General features: G+C 41.4%; 18 protein-coding genes and 1 pseudogene. 16 read left to right on the top strand and 3 right to left on the bottom strand.

All coding sequences use genetic code 11. The features are described 5' to 3' along the window. Nucleotide 1: 1 nt before the first annotated feature. The 6 genes from AC0L6V_RS05485 to AC0L6V_RS05460 all read left to right on the top strand — a co-directional run bounded on the left by AC0L6V_RS05485 (nucleotide 2) and on the right by AC0L6V_RS05460 (nucleotide 4,580). The gene (locus AC0L6V_RS05485) at nucleotides 2–937 is read left to right on the top strand and encodes a chemotaxis protein CheV (RefSeq protein ID WP_265221132.1); all 936 of its coding nucleotides are present in this window, start codon (nucleotides 2–4) and stop codon (nucleotides 935–937) included. Nucleotides 938–1,027: 90 nt separating this feature from the next. Beyond that, nucleotides 1,028–1,831 (top strand): sulfite exporter TauE/SafE family protein, encoded by an 804-nt coding sequence (locus AC0L6V_RS05480; protein ID WP_265221133.1) that lies wholly within the window; start codon nucleotides 1,028–1,030, stop codon nucleotides 1,829–1,831. 127 nt (nucleotides 1,832–1,958) lie between these two features. Further along, on the top strand, nucleotides 1,959–2,966 hold the full coding sequence (hemH, locus tag AC0L6V_RS05475) for a ferrochelatase (protein WP_265221134.1): 1,008 nt from the start codon (nucleotides 1,959–1,961) through the stop codon (nucleotides 2,964–2,966). Beyond that, the gene (locus AC0L6V_RS05470) at nucleotides 2,953–3,690 is read left to right on the top strand and encodes an HAD family hydrolase (RefSeq protein ID WP_265221146.1); all 738 of its coding nucleotides are present in this window, start codon (nucleotides 2,953–2,955) and stop codon (nucleotides 3,688–3,690) included. The genes hemH and AC0L6V_RS05470 overlap by 14 nt, the downstream gene beginning before the upstream one ends. After that, on the top strand, nucleotides 3,690–4,061 hold the full coding sequence (locus tag AC0L6V_RS05465) for a hypothetical protein (protein ID WP_265221145.1): 372 nt from the start codon (nucleotides 3,690–3,692) through the stop codon (nucleotides 4,059–4,061). The genes AC0L6V_RS05470 and AC0L6V_RS05465 overlap by 1 nt, the downstream gene beginning before the upstream one ends. A 3-nt stretch (nucleotides 4,062–4,064) precedes the next feature. Then, nucleotides 4,065–4,580: a DNA topoisomerase family protein gene (locus AC0L6V_RS05460; protein ID WP_265221144.1), complete on the top strand. Its 516-nt coding sequence runs from the start codon at nucleotides 4,065–4,067 to the stop codon at nucleotides 4,578–4,580. Between the two features lie 39 nt (nucleotides 4,581–4,619). Here AC0L6V_RS05460 and AC0L6V_RS05455 read toward each other — a convergent pair whose 3' ends face one another. Both AC0L6V_RS05455 and AC0L6V_RS05450 read right to left on the bottom strand, forming a co-directional pair. Continuing rightward, a complete protein-coding gene (locus tag AC0L6V_RS05455) occupies nucleotides 4,620–5,108 on the bottom strand; it encodes a DUF1731 domain-containing protein (RefSeq protein ID WP_418138826.1) in 489 nt (162 codons plus the stop codon). Beyond that, entirely contained in the window at nucleotides 5,071–5,505 is a 435-nt protein-coding gene (locus AC0L6V_RS05450; RefSeq protein ID WP_418138825.1) for an NAD-dependent epimerase/dehydratase family protein, read from the bottom strand. Before AC0L6V_RS05450 ends, AC0L6V_RS05455 begins: the two co-directional genes overlap by 38 nt. A 197-nt stretch (nucleotides 5,506–5,702) precedes the next feature. On the opposite strand from AC0L6V_RS05450, the gene AC0L6V_RS05445 reads away from it, so the two are divergent. From AC0L6V_RS05445 to AC0L6V_RS05415, 7 genes and pseudogenes are all read left to right on the top strand, one after another. Next, nucleotides 5,703–6,080 (top strand): sirohydrochlorin chelatase, encoded by a 378-nt coding sequence (locus AC0L6V_RS05445; protein WP_111608219.1) that lies wholly within the window; start codon nucleotides 5,703–5,705, stop codon nucleotides 6,078–6,080. A 39-nt stretch (nucleotides 6,081–6,119) separates the two neighbouring features. Next, nucleotides 6,120–7,511: a Wadjet anti-phage system protein JetA family protein gene (locus tag AC0L6V_RS05440; RefSeq protein ID WP_265216686.1), complete on the top strand. Its 1,392-nt coding sequence runs from the start codon at nucleotides 6,120–6,122 to the stop codon at nucleotides 7,509–7,511. Then, nucleotides 7,511–8,158: a DUF4194 domain-containing protein gene (locus AC0L6V_RS05435; protein ID WP_265216685.1), complete on the top strand. Its 648-nt coding sequence runs from the start codon at nucleotides 7,511–7,513 to the stop codon at nucleotides 8,156–8,158. Before AC0L6V_RS05440 ends, AC0L6V_RS05435 begins: the two co-directional genes overlap by 1 nt. Nucleotides 8,159–8,167: 9 nt before the next feature. Beyond that, nucleotides 8,168–11,585: pseudogene (locus AC0L6V_RS05430) on the top strand (SbcC/MukB-like Walker B domain-containing protein). 11 nt (nucleotides 11,586–11,596) lie between these two features. Next, the gene (locus tag AC0L6V_RS05425; protein ID WP_265216682.1) at nucleotides 11,597–11,902 is read left to right on the top strand and encodes a BolA family protein; all 306 of its coding nucleotides are present in this window, start codon (nucleotides 11,597–11,599) and stop codon (nucleotides 11,900–11,902) included. A 27-nt stretch (nucleotides 11,903–11,929) separates the two neighbouring features. Beyond that, nucleotides 11,930–12,232, top strand: a complete 303-nt coding sequence (locus AC0L6V_RS05420; RefSeq protein WP_265216681.1) for an STAS domain-containing protein — start codon at nucleotides 11,930–11,932, stop codon at nucleotides 12,230–12,232. Between the two features lie 99 nt (nucleotides 12,233–12,331). Further along, on the top strand, nucleotides 12,332–13,396 hold the full coding sequence (locus AC0L6V_RS05415) for a SpoIIE family protein phosphatase (RefSeq protein WP_418138824.1): 1,065 nt from the start codon (nucleotides 12,332–12,334) through the stop codon (nucleotides 13,394–13,396). A 21-nt stretch (nucleotides 13,397–13,417) separates the two neighbouring features. On the opposite strand, the gene AC0L6V_RS05410 is transcribed toward AC0L6V_RS05415, so the two are convergent. Next, nucleotides 13,418–14,062 (bottom strand): YecA family protein, encoded by a 645-nt coding sequence (locus AC0L6V_RS05410; RefSeq protein WP_265216679.1) that lies wholly within the window; start codon nucleotides 14,060–14,062, stop codon nucleotides 13,418–13,420. Nucleotides 14,063–14,077: 15 nt separating this feature from the next. Between AC0L6V_RS05410 and AC0L6V_RS05405 the strand changes: the two genes are divergently transcribed. The 3 genes from AC0L6V_RS05405 to ttcA all read left to right on the top strand — a co-directional run bounded on the left by AC0L6V_RS05405 (nucleotide 14,078) and on the right by ttcA (nucleotide 17,405). Further along, nucleotides 14,078–15,694, top strand: a complete 1,617-nt coding sequence (locus AC0L6V_RS05405) for a RecQ family ATP-dependent DNA helicase (RefSeq protein ID WP_418138823.1) — start codon at nucleotides 14,078–14,080, stop codon at nucleotides 15,692–15,694. A 220-nt stretch (nucleotides 15,695–15,914) separates the two neighbouring features. Continuing rightward, nucleotides 15,915–16,397, top strand: coding sequence for a SprT-like domain-containing protein (locus AC0L6V_RS05400; protein ID WP_418138822.1), 483 nt, complete (start codon nucleotides 15,915–15,917; stop codon nucleotides 16,395–16,397). Between the two features lie 168 nt (nucleotides 16,398–16,565). Further along, on the top strand, nucleotides 16,566–17,405 hold the full coding sequence (ttcA, locus tag AC0L6V_RS05395; RefSeq protein ID WP_265216675.1) for a tRNA 2-thiocytidine(32) synthetase TtcA: 840 nt from the start codon (nucleotides 16,566–16,568) through the stop codon (nucleotides 17,403–17,405). The last annotated feature ends 10 nt before the right edge of the window (nucleotides 17,406–17,415 follow it).

Genomic DNA, 17,415 nt, shown 5'->3' with positions numbered 1-17,415 from the left:
TATGGCAAGCATGTTAGACGCTGTAGACCAAAGAACCAAGTTGGTTGGTGAAAACCGTTTGGAACTACTGATGTTCCGTCTTGGTGGAATGCAAATGTTCGCAATAAACGTGTTTAAAGTTCAAGAGGTAGTCATGTTACCTAAATTGAACTTAATGCCTCATAGACATCCATCTGTAGCTGGCGTCACGCATTTTCGTGGTAGAACCGTACCCGTTATTGATTTATCTGAATCTATTGGTATGCGTCCTATTGATCGCACCCAACCATGCAACTTGATTGTGACTGAGTACAATAATACGGTACAAGGCTTTATGGTAGGAGAAGTTGATCGCATCATAAACATGAATTGGAATGAAATCCTACCACCACCTGACGGAACTGGGCGTCAACATTATCTTACTGCTATTACTCGGGTGAATGATCGTATCGTTGAAATTATTGACGTAGAAAAGGTGCTTGCTGAAATTTCTCCTTATGACAGCAGAGTGAGCGACCATGTCATTGATAAAGATCTACTCACTTTGGCTAAGGGCTTGGAAGTGTTAGTCGTTGATGATTCCTCAGTCGGTTTGGCGCAATGTCGTTCAACGTTAGACTTTATGGGAATTACCGTTCATGAAGCAACGGATGGTAAACGCGGTCTTGAGAAATTAAAAAAATGGGCGGCCGATGGGGAAATCGTACCTGAAAAATTACTCATGATGATAACCGATGCCGAAATGCCAGAAATGGACGGTTACCGACTGACCCGTGAAGTTCGTGAAGATCCTAGATTAAAAGATTTGTACATTGTTTTGCATACGTCTCTAAGTGGTAGTTTCAACAAAGCCATGGTGCAAAAAGTAGGTTGTGATGACTTTTTGTCAAAATTTCAACCAGATAAACTGGCTACTTTGATTCAAGAAAGAATTCGAAGTGTGGTTGAAAGAGAGTAGCTTCTTGTAAATTATATTTGGTGGTTGGATGAAAAGCAGGCAGATGCCTGCTTTTTTATTCTGATTTTTATTGGGTACTGTGTGCTTGTTATGTTTACCATTGAACTTATCTTTTTATTAATTTTTATTGGTGCCGCAACCGGCGCTACTTTTGCTTCGATTCATGTTTCACCAGCACTCATTGCGGTTCCTACTATTGGCTTTTTTTTACCTGTCTTTGGTCTTTCGTTTTCACAGTATATGTTGCCTATTGTCGCCACTTGCATCACTGCGTTTATACCGACGCATTTATATTCTTGGGTTCAGGCTATGAAACGACAGGATGTTGATTCCCAGAGCCTGATCTATTTAGCGCCTGGAATGGCAATGGGAGCAGTAATCGGTGCTCAACTTCTCTCGATCATCAACCTGTTAACCTTCAAAATCACTTTTTCGTTGATTGCACTCATAGCTGTGATCAATGTTGTGTACGAGTTACGTCAAAGACAGACACCTATCTTATTCATGAATATATTAGGGCGTCTGCCTACCGGCTTGTTTATTGGTGTTTTATCTCTGTTGTCAGGTAACGGTGGTGGCGTACTGGCTAGAAGTCTTTTGAAACAAAAAAACATAACGTCAAAGAATCAACAAGGAACCATTGATGGACTAGTTGTGTTTGCCTCCATTGCGGGTATGGTGGGATTTATTTATCCCGCTCAGGCTCTGAATAGCATAGGCGAGTCAGGCTTTGCAGGTGCTATACATTTACCTTCTTTGCTGGTGTTGGCATGCAGCCATGGTTTTTTTTACTGGCTTTGTCGCCACCAGAGCAACCGATTGGATAAAAATGTTTTGTTGATCAGCTTTATAATTTTTATTGTTTGCTCAGCCATACGAATCTGGCTTTTATAGACACTTACGTGGTGCTATTTTCCAAATAGGATTTGAAAACACGCCATCTAAAATGGCGTGTTTTTTCATTATTCTTAACATTCAAATGACATATAATACATCAAGACTTTAAACAAAAAGGTATGACATGAAAAACACGAGCGATTATGGTGTATTGATGATGAATTTAGGGACGCCGGATGCTCCGCAAACAACTGAGGTTCGCCGTTATCTAAGGGAGTTTTTGTCTGACTCTCGTGTTGTAGATTTAAATCCTTTACTTTGGCAACCCATTCTTAACCTTATTGTATTAACGTTTCGTCCACCAAAAGTCGCCAAGGTGTATCAACAGGTCTGGATGGATGAAGGCTCACCACTGCTCGTACTCAGTCAGCGTCTAAAAGAAAATGTCAAAAAAGCTTTGCTTGAAAAAACTGGGCACTCTATTCCCGTTGAATTAGCAATGACCTATGGTAATCCCAGTGTTGAAAGTGCCGCCAACAAATTAAGAGAGCAGGGCGTTAAAAATATCCTTGTTATGCCTATGTACCCTCAATTTTCGGCGACCACAACGGCGGCAGCCTACGACAGATTGATGAAATCATTGAAGCGCTGCCCACACTGGCCATCCTTACAGTTACTCCATGATTATGCAGATCACCCTTTGTATATCAAAGCGCTTTGTAATTCCATACGCGCACAATGGGACAAACAGGGAGAGCGGCGCCATCTTGTATTGTCTTATCATGGCATACCTAAGCGTTATGTCACTAATGGCGACCCTTATGCACGCCGTTGCGAAACAACAAGCCGTTTGGTCGCCGAAGAGCTTGAGCTAGGAGATCATGAATGGACGCATGTGTATCAGTCACGATTTGGTCGAGAAGAATGGTTAAAGCCCTATGCCGATGTCACATTGAAGGCTCTACCTTCTATGGGAATAAAGAAAATAAATGTAATTAGTCCTGCTTTTTCCATTGATTGCATTGAAACACTGGAAGAGGTCACATTAGAGTTAGGTGATGAGTTTAAACATAATGGAGGTTTGGCATTTGACTATATACCGGCATTAAACGATTCGCCTGATCAAGTAGACCTTTATGTGAGTTTAATTGAAAAAAATACCAAGCAATGGGCACCAGATGATCTTAAATAGCACACTAATTGACACCATCGCCTTTGATGCCGACGATACGCTTTGGCGCAATGAAGATATTTTTATTCATGCCCAAGATGCGTTTATTCATCTACTTTTGGCCTATCATGATGAGTCTTACATCCGCTCTCATCTAGGCGAGGTTCAAGTGAAAAATTTAGAGCACTTTGGTTATGGCATTAAAGGCTTTACTCTTTCAATGATAGAGACCGCCATAGAGCTGACAGAAGGGCGAATTACGGGGAATGAAATACACGAGATCATTCAACTTGCAAAATGCATGCTAGCGTCGCCCGTTGAGTTGTTACCCAATATAAAGAATGTGTTAGAGCAACTAAAAGGACAGTATCGCTTATTGGTGATCACCAAAGGGGATCTTCTTGACCAAGAAAGTAAATTGGCCCGTTCTGGCATAGCGGATTACTTCGACGCTATTGAAATAGTCAGCGAGAAAACCTCAACCGTTTATCAGCAAATATTTCAACGTCATCAGATACCTGTCGAGCGGTTTTTGATGATTGGAAATTCTTTGAAATCGGACATTTTACCGGTTCTAGATCTTGGTGCCCAAGCGATTCATGTGCCTTACCACAGTACTTGGGAACATGAGCAGGTAACTGATGACATATTGCTGCGTTATCATAATTTACATACATTCAGTGATATCAGTCAGCTGATGGATTGGTTAAAAAAAGCGTCCCTAGATAACAGGAGGGCTGTTTAATGAAACAAATAAAAGTCGCAATTTATGCGCTTATTTTTATTTCCAGCGTTGCGATTGCAGATGAAGAAAGCAGCTTTGACAAGGCCAAAGATGGCGTACAAAAGATGTGGGAAAAAACCAAAACTACCACATCAGAAATCGCGGACGCGGCAACTGAAAAAGCGTCTGAGTTGAATAATAAAGCGTCTGAATTTGGCAATAAAGCATCAAAAGAGGCTAAAGAGACTGGTGCAATAGTCTGGGATAAACTGCAAGAAGTTGGAGACGCGACAGCAGACAGCGCTAGAAAAGGTGCCTCAAAAATCAGAAGTCTAGCGGGGCAAGAAGACTGCAAAGAAGACAGTGCACTTTGTGATCAAAATAAAGAGTAGCGCGTGCAGGAAGAAGACAGCAAGTTAATAAGGGGTTCATCAAGTAACTGGGAGCAAGAGTTCCTAGAGCAGGGTGACGATGCCCATATTAAGACGGCTAAAATTCGTTATCGATGCCCAAAATGTGAGAGCCTGCTAGTGTTAAAAACAGGCGCAAATGGCGAGTTTTGGGGCTGTGAATCCTATCCAAACTGCGACTACACGGCGAATAACGAAAACGGTAAGCCTGTTCGGGCAAAGAGGTATTTTTGCCCTGCTTGTAAGTCGCCTCTCAGAAAGAAAAGCTTCAAAGACAACGTTTTTTGGGGGTGTTCTAATTACCCTGAATGCAAAGTCACCGTTGAGGATGACAATGGCATTCCTTCAAGTACAAAAAAGTACCCTTGCCGGGTTTGTGGCCATTACTTAGTGCGAAAAAAGAGCAAAAACGGCTATTTTTGGGGATGTATTACGTACCCAGGTTGTACTAATACATTAAATGATGAAAAAGGGTTACCCGTTTTAAAAAAGAGGCGTTGACCCTTTTTTGCTTGTTGGTGCATTTATTTATTGGCCCATTTAACGCCCGTTCGCAATATCCGATAACGCGTCATCAATATTGTGAAATCGAAAACGAAACCCCCTTTTTTCTAATTTTTGAGGAGCAATTTTAGCGCCCTCAGTCAATAAAGAAGCCATTTCCCCAAAAATAAGATTCAGTGCCCACCCAGGTGTTGGCAACACAGCCGGACGATTTAATGAACTGGCATAGGCCTGAGAGAAGCGCTTCTGAGTAATAAACTGTGGAGCGACTAAATTATACGTGCCTTTATAGGAGGTATCACTCATAGCCGCCATAATAGCGCCTGTTACATCGGCAATGTGTATCCAAGAAAACCACTGCTGCCCGCCCGCAATCGGACCTCCAAGTCCACATAAAAAAGGTAGGCGCATTTTTTCCAAAGCGCCGCCGTTTCCCAATACGACGCCTAACCGAAAGATCACCACTTGGGTTCCGTCATCAATAAACTCATTTGCCGCTTCTTCCCAAGCACGACAGAGCCTCATGGGCAAACCCTTGTTTTGGCATGGTTTCTTCAGTAAACGTGCCATGTCGAGAAATACCATAAAATCCAACAGCTGACATGGATATGAGGCGTTTGACAGGATGCTTAAGTGACAACCGCACCTGCTTAGTCAAAGTAACACGGCTTTGAAAGAGTGCTTCTTTACGCTTTGCAGTCCAAGGGCGTGCAGCAATATTTTCGCCCGCTAAGTTGATAAACACATCGATTTGTTCATCCAGTGTTTGTAACAATGGTAATGTAAGTTGAACTATGCTTGGATCCAAGCGAGTGTCCGACGTCTTTTTCACGAGTGCGTATAGCTGATGATCGTTTTTAAGAAGCTCTTTAGTTAAATACTGACCAACAAAACCTGTTGCCCCAGACAATAGAATCTTCATTTACCTTATCCTGTGGATTGCAATGGTCCTTAGTTTACGCATAAAAAAAGAAATAGGATCAATAACTTCACAAATTCACTTGAAGGAGCGTTTTTTTATCAATTTCGCCAGAAGATTTTAAGGTTTTTTAATATGCAGCTTCTTTTTCTAAGACAGGATGGCTAAAATGGAGGAATCGAGAAACATTAGGTATCAAAATGCTACGCAAAGAATACGATCACATCATACTTCTTGCACATGGAAGCCCAGACCCTCTTTGGAAACAGCCCTTCGAATCACTCTATCAGCAAGTTGCTCAGGCGTATGGCGAAAACAACGTTAGTTTAGCTTATATGGAGCTTACCGCACCTTCATTAGAAGATGTGATAGATATATTGGGCAAAGAAGTCCGTCACATTGCTGTATTGCCTTTGTTTTTAGCCGTGGGACGTCATCTTCGACAAGACGTGCCTGCGCAAATAGCATTGCTGCAGTCTGATGATTTGCAAATAGAGTTATTACCACCTATTGGCGATGATGTGCTAGTGAAAAATGCCATGCAGACTGTCATTGCCAATCATTTGGGTAAGGTCTAAATATGCCATTAGTTTTTGATCTTTTATGGAGTCGAGTGCATGCTATTTAGACACTTGCCTGATGAAATATTTCAGGCATTAAGCGGCTCAAATAGGGCATTAATTGAAGCAGTACTGAATGATTTGGCGGAGGTTTTTTATGACCATGCTGAAGACCCAATAAAAGACAAATCAACGATTATCGAATCGATTGAAGATACGCTTCACAAATTAGATACCCTTGCTTGGCATGATGAGCAAAAAGAGTCCTTTGACTCGCCAAAAACAATTCATGACTACGCGCTAAGAATTTACCATCGCTTAGTCAATACAGGCTGGCTGGTGGAAGAACAAGAGTTGTATCGTGTCAGTGTACTAATGACACCGCAAATCTCTATGTTGCTTCGCTCCCTAGTTGAAATCAGTCGCCATGGCAAACGTAATTATGGCGCGACCGTTTTAAGCATTCTGAGTAATTTAGAATCTGTCGCTAAGCATCCAAAAGAACGTGGTGTTACATTACGCCAGTCTGCGGAGGCATCAAGGGATTTTTCTGCGCATTTGAATCAGATATTGCTGGGCATTCGGAGCTTGCAAAGAGAGCTTTTTGCCAGTCGAGATCCGAAAGCAATCGTGGCTGGATTCTTTGATTTGTTTGTAGAAGGGATATTGATTGCCGATTACAAAACCATTAAGACCAGCAACAACCCATTTCGATTTAGACGCCAAATCCTTGAACTGACTCAAGAGTTTTTGGGCAATCCTGAAACAATGGGACAGGTTGCGCAATGCTATGTTGACCAACAGTTAATTACCATGGCAGAAGCGCAAGCTATGGTAGAAAAAGACTGCCGAGACATCATCCAAACCTTTAGTAACATAGAGCAACGCCTAGAGCGCATCGACGAATATCGTTACCGTCTAGAAAAACGTGCAGCCGATACCGCCCGATACATGGACAGCTCAAGACCTGGCATGGCAAACAAAGTGGCTGGCATTATTACTGATATAGCAAAATACGAGAAATTACCTGTTTTAAAAGAAGTGATTGGTGCACGTTTTGTTGGCATGGCTTCTGCGGCACAACCAACGAAACGTCGAGAGCCGCCACCACCGCGTGTGATGACACCTTCAGAGGTGTCTGCTGATGCCATAAAAATGCGTGATCAGCAGCGTCGCTTCCATGAAGCTAGGCAGGTCACTATTCCCAAAATGCAGAGCTACTTAGATGAGCAAATTGCAGCAGAGAATAGCAAGCATATTTTGGATTTTACGATTGAATCCGTTGAAGATTTTGTTTGCTTTGACCATTTACGCTATGTCGGCTCTTTGGGGGTAAGTGCGAAGAAAATAGAAGACTTATTTGAAGTCCAATTTACCGATCAATATGTAGACGTGCATGATTTTGTCGAATGCCGGGAATTTACTGTCGTACGTAGGAGCAAAGCGTAATGCTTAGAGAATTAAAAAAAGTGGTTGAAGAGTCCGGAAAAGATGCTCAAGAGTTTCAACAAACAGCAAATTTCGTGATTGCCAACCAATTTGCCAGCGCCTACAAGCACGGTCAACGTAAACATTATTTGCTTTTAGAATCCTATCAGGATTACTTCGATAACCTATTTGATGCCCTGGGGATGAAGCTTTACATTAACGAAAATGAGCGTCTTGCTGGTGTCTTACCCATTCAAAAAGAGGCGTTTGTTCGTTTGAAAACCGACGAGACGCTATTTTTGCTTGTTCTTCGCCAAATCTACGAGGAAAAAATAGAGAATTTCGAAGTCGATAATGGCTTTGTTGCCACTAACACCCACACGATTCTAGATCGCTTTGTGCAGTTGGTTAAACGTGAAATTCCGAATGAGACTCGCTTCAAGGATATCTTGGCATTATTCAGCCGGCACGGAATCGTTATTCGTGGCAAAACCTATGAAGAAGACAGCAAAAATCAAATGGTCAATATTACGCCTGTGGTTAGACTCATTGTTACCGAAGCGTACCTAAGGCAATTGGAGTCATTTAATGGCACCGATCCGGATGAAGACGACGTGGCCGATTCAGATGCTGAAACAGAAACAACGCAAGAAACCAATCAAGACTAGGGCCAAAATATGAAAAAGTTAAATCGAATCGTATTAGTAAATTGGTACCTACTTGGTGCAGAAGAAATTAGCATTCGTGGTAATACCGCCATTATTGGACCCACGGAACCAGGTAAATCGTCTTTACTTGATGCTATCCAAACTGTATTGACGGGCGCCAGTAAGCGTCATCTAAATTACAACGCCAGTGCAAACGATGGTAAAGCCAGCGGACGCAGTATTCGCTCTTATATATTAGGGATGATAGATTCAGGTCAAGCCAATGCAAAAGTCTTTGGTACTCAACCTAGACAAGATGCGACCAGTTACCTTGCCCTGGTATTTGAAGACAGCATTACAGGAAAAGAGTCCACTGTGGGGTTAGCGTTGAGTGCATCGCTAGCGGCCCCTGAAGAAGATGTACTAGGTCGCTTTGTACTGTCGAATTTTGGTGCCAGAAAAACGGATTTTATTGACGCAATGGAAGGTAAGAGCTACAAGGCGAAACCTTGGATTGAAGTACGAGAAACGATGAAAAAGGTGTGCCTAGACCCCTACATCAAATCCGGCAGTGCATCCGCAACGCAATACATTAATCGTTACCTTGAAGAACTCAGCCCAAGTCCAGATCATCTTATTACACTGGACAGCTTCCTAAAAAACTTCAAAAACGCCTTGAAGTTTGTGCCAATTGCGTCACCAACTCGTTTTGTGCAAGATTTCGTTCTGGCAGAAGCCCCCTTGCAGGTTGGGGCCTACCAGAAGTCTTTGAATGAATATCGTCATCTAGAGGCAAAGACGCTTGAAGTATCTAAGCGTATTGATGACCTAAAACTGATTCAGCAAGATTGTGAAAAAAAGCATCAGCAAGAACAAAGTGCCATCAATTATCAGTGGATTGCCACTGAAGCGCGTTTTGACGAGCTGGGCAGTAAGCAAGATGACATCCAAGATCAATACGAGGCTCCAAAAAGAGCGCGAAGAAGAGATTGAAGAAGAACTTGCCACGCAAAGTAGTTTGTTAAAACAGCTACAAGCGCAGTTACTCCGCTTTGAACAACAATATGAGCATTCTGATGTTGGTTTGAAATTGCAGCAGCTAGAGCAAAGTAAGAAACTACTGACACTGCAAGGTCAACAAGATCAAAAGGCTATTTTACAAGTACGTCAATTGACTCTACTGCTGTCTGCGCTGAGTTCTTTTGAAGATTTGCTATCAAAAGAAACCAATGCGCTTGTTAAAGAGTTCGCTGTTTTTAATGGCTTAATTACTGAAGATGGACGAGTAGAAGGTAACTTAAAACCATTAACGCAAAAGCTTGTTGTGCTTAATGAGATGTTAGACAGAGAGAAGTCTCAGGTGTTTGCTCAACGTTCCGAGTTAAATCGAACCATACTTAATCTAAAAGATGAGTGCAAACAACTAGAGTCTGATGTTTCCTCTTTGAAAGGGGGTATTAGTCCACTGTCTCAAAACACAAAACGTTTAATCGCTTTATTGAAAGACGCCAACATTACTGCCACGCCGTTGAGCCACTTAGCTGAAGTAACAGACAGGAAGTGGCAAGATGCTATTGAGGGCTATCTTGGTGCTCAGCGTGAGGCATTGATTGTAGAGCCTGAAGACGCTGAGGAATCAATTCGTATATTTCGTGCCCATCGACGTCAACTAATGGGATGTCGAGTGATCGACACTACCCAAACTAGACTCTGGTTAAATCGTGGTGATAATAACTCTGCATTACGCTTTATTCATTGCAACAATGATCATGCTCAGGCTTATCTAAATCGCCGTTTAGGCGGTATTAAACCTGTCGAGACTGAACGTGAGTTATTACGCGAAGACAGTGCCATGACAGCCGACGGTATGTTGAAATTGGCCGGAACCATTTCGACTATTCGTTTTGTCCCACATATGATGGTGGGCATTAATACGGAAGGCATGCGTGAATCTCGTGAAAAACAGCTTGCCAATTTAAGTAATGAACTAATGAATTTCCTTAAAGCGGATCAACGCTTAGAACAAGCAGACTCTTTGCTTGGTCGTGTGATGGCAAACAATCAGTTTGATGCCGAGAGTATTGGTAACGCAAGTCATGCTGTGACTCGTTTAGCACAAGAATTAGAGTCAGTTGAAGTAGAAATTGTTCAGCTACAAAAGCACGATGACACCGATCTTCAAGAGCGTATTGAGGCGCTTAAATCACGTATCGCTAATGTAGAACTAGAGCGTAAGAAACTTGATCGAGAACGTCAGCAAATTGCGGAGCAATTTGGCGCACTGAGTACACAAAAAAGTCAGTTAAGTTCTGCCTTAGCAGCACTAGATGAAGAACGAAATCGTTTAACGTCCAATCCAAAATACGATGCTGAATTTGCCAGTGAGCGTTATGCTTTATTGGAGAGCAGCATGGTTAACGGTGCTGCGATATATAAAGAAGCGATAAGTAGAGCAGAAAAAGCCAGTGAAAAAGCCCGCAGTTTTGATCAAAAAGTTCGCAAAGAAGTGGCGGATCACTACGGCAAATACCATCATGCTAGCTTAGACAATGATGTGCAATTAGATTACTTGGAGTCTAAGTTTGAAGAATTTGAGCATTATGTCTCTTATCAAATTGATATTTTGAGTGAAACAGAATTGGCAAAATATGCTAAACGGGCAGAGTTGGCCCGTAAAGAAGCAGAAGAAACCTTCCGTTCCGATTATGTATCTAAGTTGAAAGACTCTCTTGACCAGGTAGCGCACATTATTCGTGAGCTTAATCACAGCCTGAAACGTCGTCCTTTTAACCAAGAAATTTATCAATTTCGCTATTATCCGAATGGTGATATGAAGGATATCCTGGATCTTGTTGAGCGCTTCAGCGCACAAGATCAAGCCAATGTAGGTGGATTATTTGACCCACATTTAAGCAATGATCCAGATCATATCCGTGCGATTGCTTCCATTCAGGAACTAATATCGGATGATGAAAAGCAGCAGGACCTTGCAGATTATCGTAAATTCTATAACTTCGAAGTGGACATTTTAGACGCTGAAGGTAATAAGAAAACCACGCTGAGTCAGCGTATTCAAACCGGTTCGGGTGGTGAGCATCAAATCCCATTTTATCTGGCGATTGCCGCGGCACTATCCACGACATATCGCTTACATGAAACAATGGACGGTGAAATTGTGGGTGGTTTCTCGTTAGCTATGTTCGATGAAGCGTTCAATAAGATTGATATGGTTAAAACATCAACGTGTATGGGATTCATGAAAGACATAGGCCTCCAAGTGATTGCGGCTGCGCCAGACGATAAGCGTGCAGTAATGGCTGCTAACATGGATACCATTATCAGCGTATGGCGCGAAGGTGGGGCAGTTTCTATTGATGTGGCTTACCCAAAAGAGAAGGGGCAAGTTCTCCTTAATGGTCAGTCGGAAAGTCTCGCTGTTCCAGTATGAGAGGAAATTCTATGCTAGTGCAAAATCAAATAGAAAAACGCATCAATGAAAAACTGGCTGTGCATCATATGTCGCTAGAAAATGAGAGCGACATGCATAATGTTCCAGCAGGAAGCGAGTCACACTTTAAATTAGTTCTAGTAAGTGACGAATTTGAAGGGAAGAGATTGGTTCAGCGCCATCAGCTTGTTTATGGGGTTTTGCAAGACGAAATGACGAAAATTCATGCTCTTGCTATGCACCTGTATTCACCAAAAGAATGGAGCGAACGCAATGCGTTGGCTCCTTCATCGCCAAAATGCCACGGAGGCGAATAAGGTAAATAACCTTAATTCGGTCAACTAATGAGTATTTCAGTTTCGATTAATAATGACAACGATACGGTAACCATTGCGATTGTTGGCAGTTTTGATTTTTCATTATTTAATGATTTTCGAGCTGCGTACTCGAACCTCGCTGAGCATTATGCTCTTTATGTTATAGACATGAGTACAGTTGAGTATTTAGACAGTGCCGCGCTTGGTATGCTGTTAAGCATGCGAAATGCCATCGAACAAGATAGTAAAATACAGCTCAAAGGAGCCAATGCTTTCATTAAAAATATTTTAATGATTTCTCGTTTCGATAAACGTTTTGATATTCAATAAAGGTCAGATGAATGAAATTATTATGCGTAGACAGTGAGCTCCGTTTATCGCGAAATCATTTCTTTGTGCGCAGAAAAAGAGCATGTCACGGTGAAAAGCGTGGCAAGTTACGATGAAGCCATCACAGCCTTTATTGACTATATACCAGACATGGTAACGCTCGATGTTATTATCAAAGGTGGAAGTGGTTTAGAATTGGTGAAACAGCTTAAAATCCTTTCGGGCAATCGTTTTGTGCCGATGATTTTTTTGGCATCTCACACTACAGACTCCGTAATGGATAAGTGCTTTAAAGCTGGCGCAGATGATTTTATTCCTAAACCCTTCAATGAAGTCCTTTTCAATATTCGACTGAAAACCCATATGAGACATGTCGAACTAATGAAAGAAATGTATAGAAAAAACAAAGCCTTAACTTATTACCAAACGATGATAGAACGGGAGCATGAGATGGCTCATCATGTTCTTGATCATATCCAAACACGTAGTGAAAATAATTCTGATCAAGTTGCTATAACACGATTATCAGCGGCCAGTTTTAACGGTGATTTAGCCTTAGTAAAAACTCGTTCTGATGAGGCTCGTCTTGTATTTGTTGGAGATTTTACGGGGCATGGGCTACCCGCTTCAATTGGTGCATTACCTGTTATGCAGGCGTTTTTTGACGCCGTGGATGATTTGATTGATATTAATCAGTTAGCAATAAAAATTAATAAAATTTTATTTAGTATTTTGCCGGACTACATGTTTTGTGCTGGCTACTTGATCCTGATGACACCAAGTGGTGAGTTCACTTATTGGGGCGGGGGAATGCCAAATGCTTTCATCCGCCAGGAAAACGGAACCTTTGATTATCTGTGTTCAAACCACATGCCACTTGGGATACTTCCAACTAGGGAGTTTGATGCGGACTTACAGCATAATACATTGCATTTAGGAGACACGCTTATTATTGTCTCTGATGGGGTTTTAGAGCTAAAAAACGATCAAAATGAGATGCTGGGTGACGACAATGTCAAGGCGCTTATTGCCAGTTCATATGCTGAAAAAGACTTGATATTAGCTCAGCAAATGACAGAGAAGAAACTCACTGAATATCAAGGAGAATCGGTCCAGCTTGATGATATTACCCTTGTCGCTTTAAGGAGTGCCTGCCTACAATAATCCGTGTAAGCAGGGAGGTGATTAGTTTTTCTTAGCGCTTTTTTTCTTGTTCTTATTGCCCTGCGCTTTTGGTTGAGCTTTTGGAAACGGGCGTTTTTCAGGTTCAGTGCGTAATACTAAGAACAAATCAGTAACCACTTCAGGTATTTGAGCAATACATGAGTTTGTCAATTTTTCGCTTTGCCTAATTTGCATAACTTCTTCATCATCAAACAAATCTGACGCCACCATAATCGGCAATAAAAGCTCGGCGACAACTTCTTCTTTTTCTGACTCAAACCAATGGCTTTCGGTCATGAATACGCCTTCCATGAAGCCAGTCGCCCATTCCTGTAATTCACTTAATTCTTCCGGAGAAGAACCCATTTCAAGCTCACAGGGCACCATGAAACCTTCTTCGGATTCTAGTTCAATTTGAATATCAATAAAAAGTCGGGAGAGATATTGAAGTATTTGTTTCTCTTGTTTTTCATTGTCAAATTTGGGAGTCTCTTCAAAAATAACTGGCAGCCATTTTTCTTCGGCTGTCAAAACTGGACAAATAGATAACGCTGTTAAAAAGCCATGCGCCATAACAAAGTTCTGACATTCTTCATGAACTTGATCTGACTCCAAAAAATCTTCTAACGTCTCTAACTCAAGATCATCAAGAGGTTGGTGTGCCATTTAGATGTTTCCTTAATGCAAATTAAGTGTTTGATTCTAGCGAAAAGAAGAAGAAAAATCGATGCACAAAGTGCTGCGTTAAGAGATAATTACGAAATGAACTTAAAGACACAAACTCTTTTACGCCTAGGTCACAGCGAGTATCGCCCTTTGCAAGAACAGGCGATTGATGCGCTATGCTCAGGGCAAGACGTTTTACTTGCCGCTCCCACAGGTGGTGGTAAATCTTTAGTATACCAAGCCGCTGGTCTGATTAGATCCGGTGTCGCCATCATTGTCAGCCCCTTGTTGTCCCTTATGTCACAACAAGTAGAAGAATTGAACGCAAAGGGCATTCGTGCCAAATTCCTGAACTCTACTTTGAACCCGGGTGAGCAAGACGACCTTGTTTGGGCGTTACGTCATCATCATATTGATTTACTGTATCTCTCCCCAGAAAAACTAGTGCAAGCTTCCGTTATTGGCTTTTTGCACAGTATAGATATTTCTTTATTTGCCATTGATGAAGCACATTGCATTTCACAATGGGGGGATTTTTTCCGCCCTGAATACAGTCAACTTGGTCAGCTTAAAGCATTTTTTCCTCATGTACCTATTATCGCTTTAACCGGAACCGTAGATCAAAAAACTATCATAACAATTCAAGAATCATTACAACTTATTGACTGCTTAGTATTAAAAAGCAGTTTTGATCGAGCTAACATAAAGCTTCAGATTGCTCAAAAACGTAAAGCCAAACAGCAAATATTGTATTTTTTACACCATGAAGTTCCTGGTGAGTCAGGCATTATTTATTGTCGTTCAAGAAAAAAGACCGACGAGCTATCAAACTGGCTACGTGGTTTAGGCTTGCCAAGTTTGAGCTATCATGCAGCTATGACCGACGAAGAGAAACAAGCAAATCACGCTGTTTTCATAAAACAATATGGCACGATTATGGTGGCGACCACTGCTTACGGCATGGGAATCGATATTGCGCATGTTAGGTTTGTCATCCATTTAGATTTACCAAGCAGTCCAGAAGCTTATTTTCAAGAAGTGGGAAGAGCAGGACGAGATGGAAAACCCGCTAAATCGCTATTGCTTTATGGTTTGCAAGATATGCTTCAAGCCCAACAATTGGCCGCTCTTAACCCTATGGCATCAGAAAGAGAAATACAGCATTTAGGAAGTTTATTTCGTATTTTAGAGGGGCGAGGATGTCGGCGACAAAACTTGTTATCTCATTTTGATGAGGAAATTCCCGCTTGCCAGTATTGTGACCGATGCTTGACCAATCGATCTGAGCAAAACATGTCAACAGCCAGTCAAAAACTGTTGTCGCTAGTCTATCATACGAAAGGTTTGCAGCCATTTTCCCTGCTTATTCAAGTTTTATTGGGCAAAAAAAGCAAATCCGTTTCTGCTATTAAAGGGGAATCTTTACCATTATTTGGTAAAGGCAAGGAGCTTAATGAGGCCCAATGGAAGTCGGTTATTCGATATCTCATAGCATACGAATATATCTCCGTGGGGACGACAAGCTTCTTTACATTATGTATCAATGAAAAAGCCCGGCTGTGCTGCAAGGTAAAGTGCAAATTATTATTCCTGCAGAATATTATTATCCTGTACTGTCAGAAGATGTACTGAAATCAGAGAGCACTAACTGGCATAAGATTCTGGCGTGGAAATACGCAGACGCTAATATAACGTTAAGTGACACTCAGCTTAGGTTGATCAGTCTACATAAACCGACTTCGGTGGCGTCTCTAAGCCGCTTAACCGGATTACCAAAAGAAAGTGTCGCTGTTTTTGCCGAATCGCTGATGAAAGTCATTCATGAAACTGACTCAGGTAGGCCTCATATAGTATGTACTTGAGTGCAAGACAAACAACATCAAGTGACGAAATCGATGCACTCCAGCATGTTTCTGAACAAGCTAAACAATGTTTCGCTACAGCTGATGCTTTTTTTGGCACGACATTTAAACGGTCTGTATGTAATTTTAAACAAAGAGGCAAAGCGGCTGGTACGGCGCACTTGCAAAAAAACGAGCTACGTTTTAACTATTTTATGTATCAACAGAATCCAACTGAGTTTTTAAACAGTGTGGTTCCACACGAAGTAGCGCACATGGTGGTCTATCAAATTTACGGCAATAGCGTAAAACCGCATGGTAAAGAATGGCAAGCGGTTATGTTTAAGGTTTTTGGTATCCGACCAAACAGGACGCATACTTTTGATGTTCCTCCACAAAAAAACAGCTATGAATATTATTGTGCTTGTCAAAAGCATCATTTTAGCAAGCAACGCCATACTAGGTACTCAAAAAGGAACAGAGTACATTTGTAAAAAATGTCATTGCTCTTTGAAATTTCTAAGTAAAAAAAATACCCTTACATCGTAACTAAATTGAGTGAAAATAGCGTTTTTTCATACAATTGACCTTAAGTCATCCATTTTTGATGCGATGACATCATCCTTATAGTAAGATAAGCGCGTTTTATTCACAGCGTATATATGATGGATTTATCTAATCGACCTAAAGAAAAGTTGGAGCTAAATAAACTCCAAAAACGCCTTCGTAGATTAACAGGCCAAGCCATTGCCGATTTCAATATGATTGAAGATGGTGACAAGGTAATGGTGTGCTTATCTGGGGGCAAAGACTCTTATACTATGCTTGAGATTTTACGTAATCTACAGGCTAGTGCTCCAATAAAGTTCAGCATTGTTGCTGTAAACTTGGACCAGAAGCAACCAGGCTTTCCAGAGCATATCTTACCTGCTTATTTGGAAGAGCTGGGGGTGGATTTTCATATCTTAGAGCGTGACACTTACAGTATCGTCAAAGAAATCGTACCAGAAGGTAAAACAACGTGCGGTTTGTGCTCTCGTTTGCGCCGTGGTTCACTTTATGGCTTTGCTGAAGAAATTGGTGCGACTAAAATAGCATTGGGCCACCATAGAGACGATATTCTTGAAACATTATTTTTAAATATGTTTTTTGGTGGTAAATTGAAATCAATGCCTCCGAAGCTATTGAGTGATGACGGAAAGCATATCGTGATTCGACCTTTGGCTTACTGTAAAGAATCTGATATAGAAGCGTTTGCTCACATGAAGGAATATCCCATTATTCCTTGCAACCTTTGTGGCTCTCAAGAAAATCTTCAAAGACAAGTTGTCAAAGACATGTTACAAAAATGGGAAAAAGAATTTCCAGGAAGAATTGAGACCATGTTCTCTGCTTTACAAAATGTAGTTCCATCTCACTTAGCAGATACTGAATTGTTTGACTTTAAGGGGTTAAAGCAGTCGCCAGCGGCCTTTGACCGATTAAATATTATTTCATTATAGGATAATAGAA

It is taken from the genome of Marinomonas sp. G8-14 (assembly GCF_055808935.1).
The sequence above is the reverse complement of the archived record's forward strand: the minus strand, read 5'-3'. Positions and strand labels throughout refer to the sequence as shown.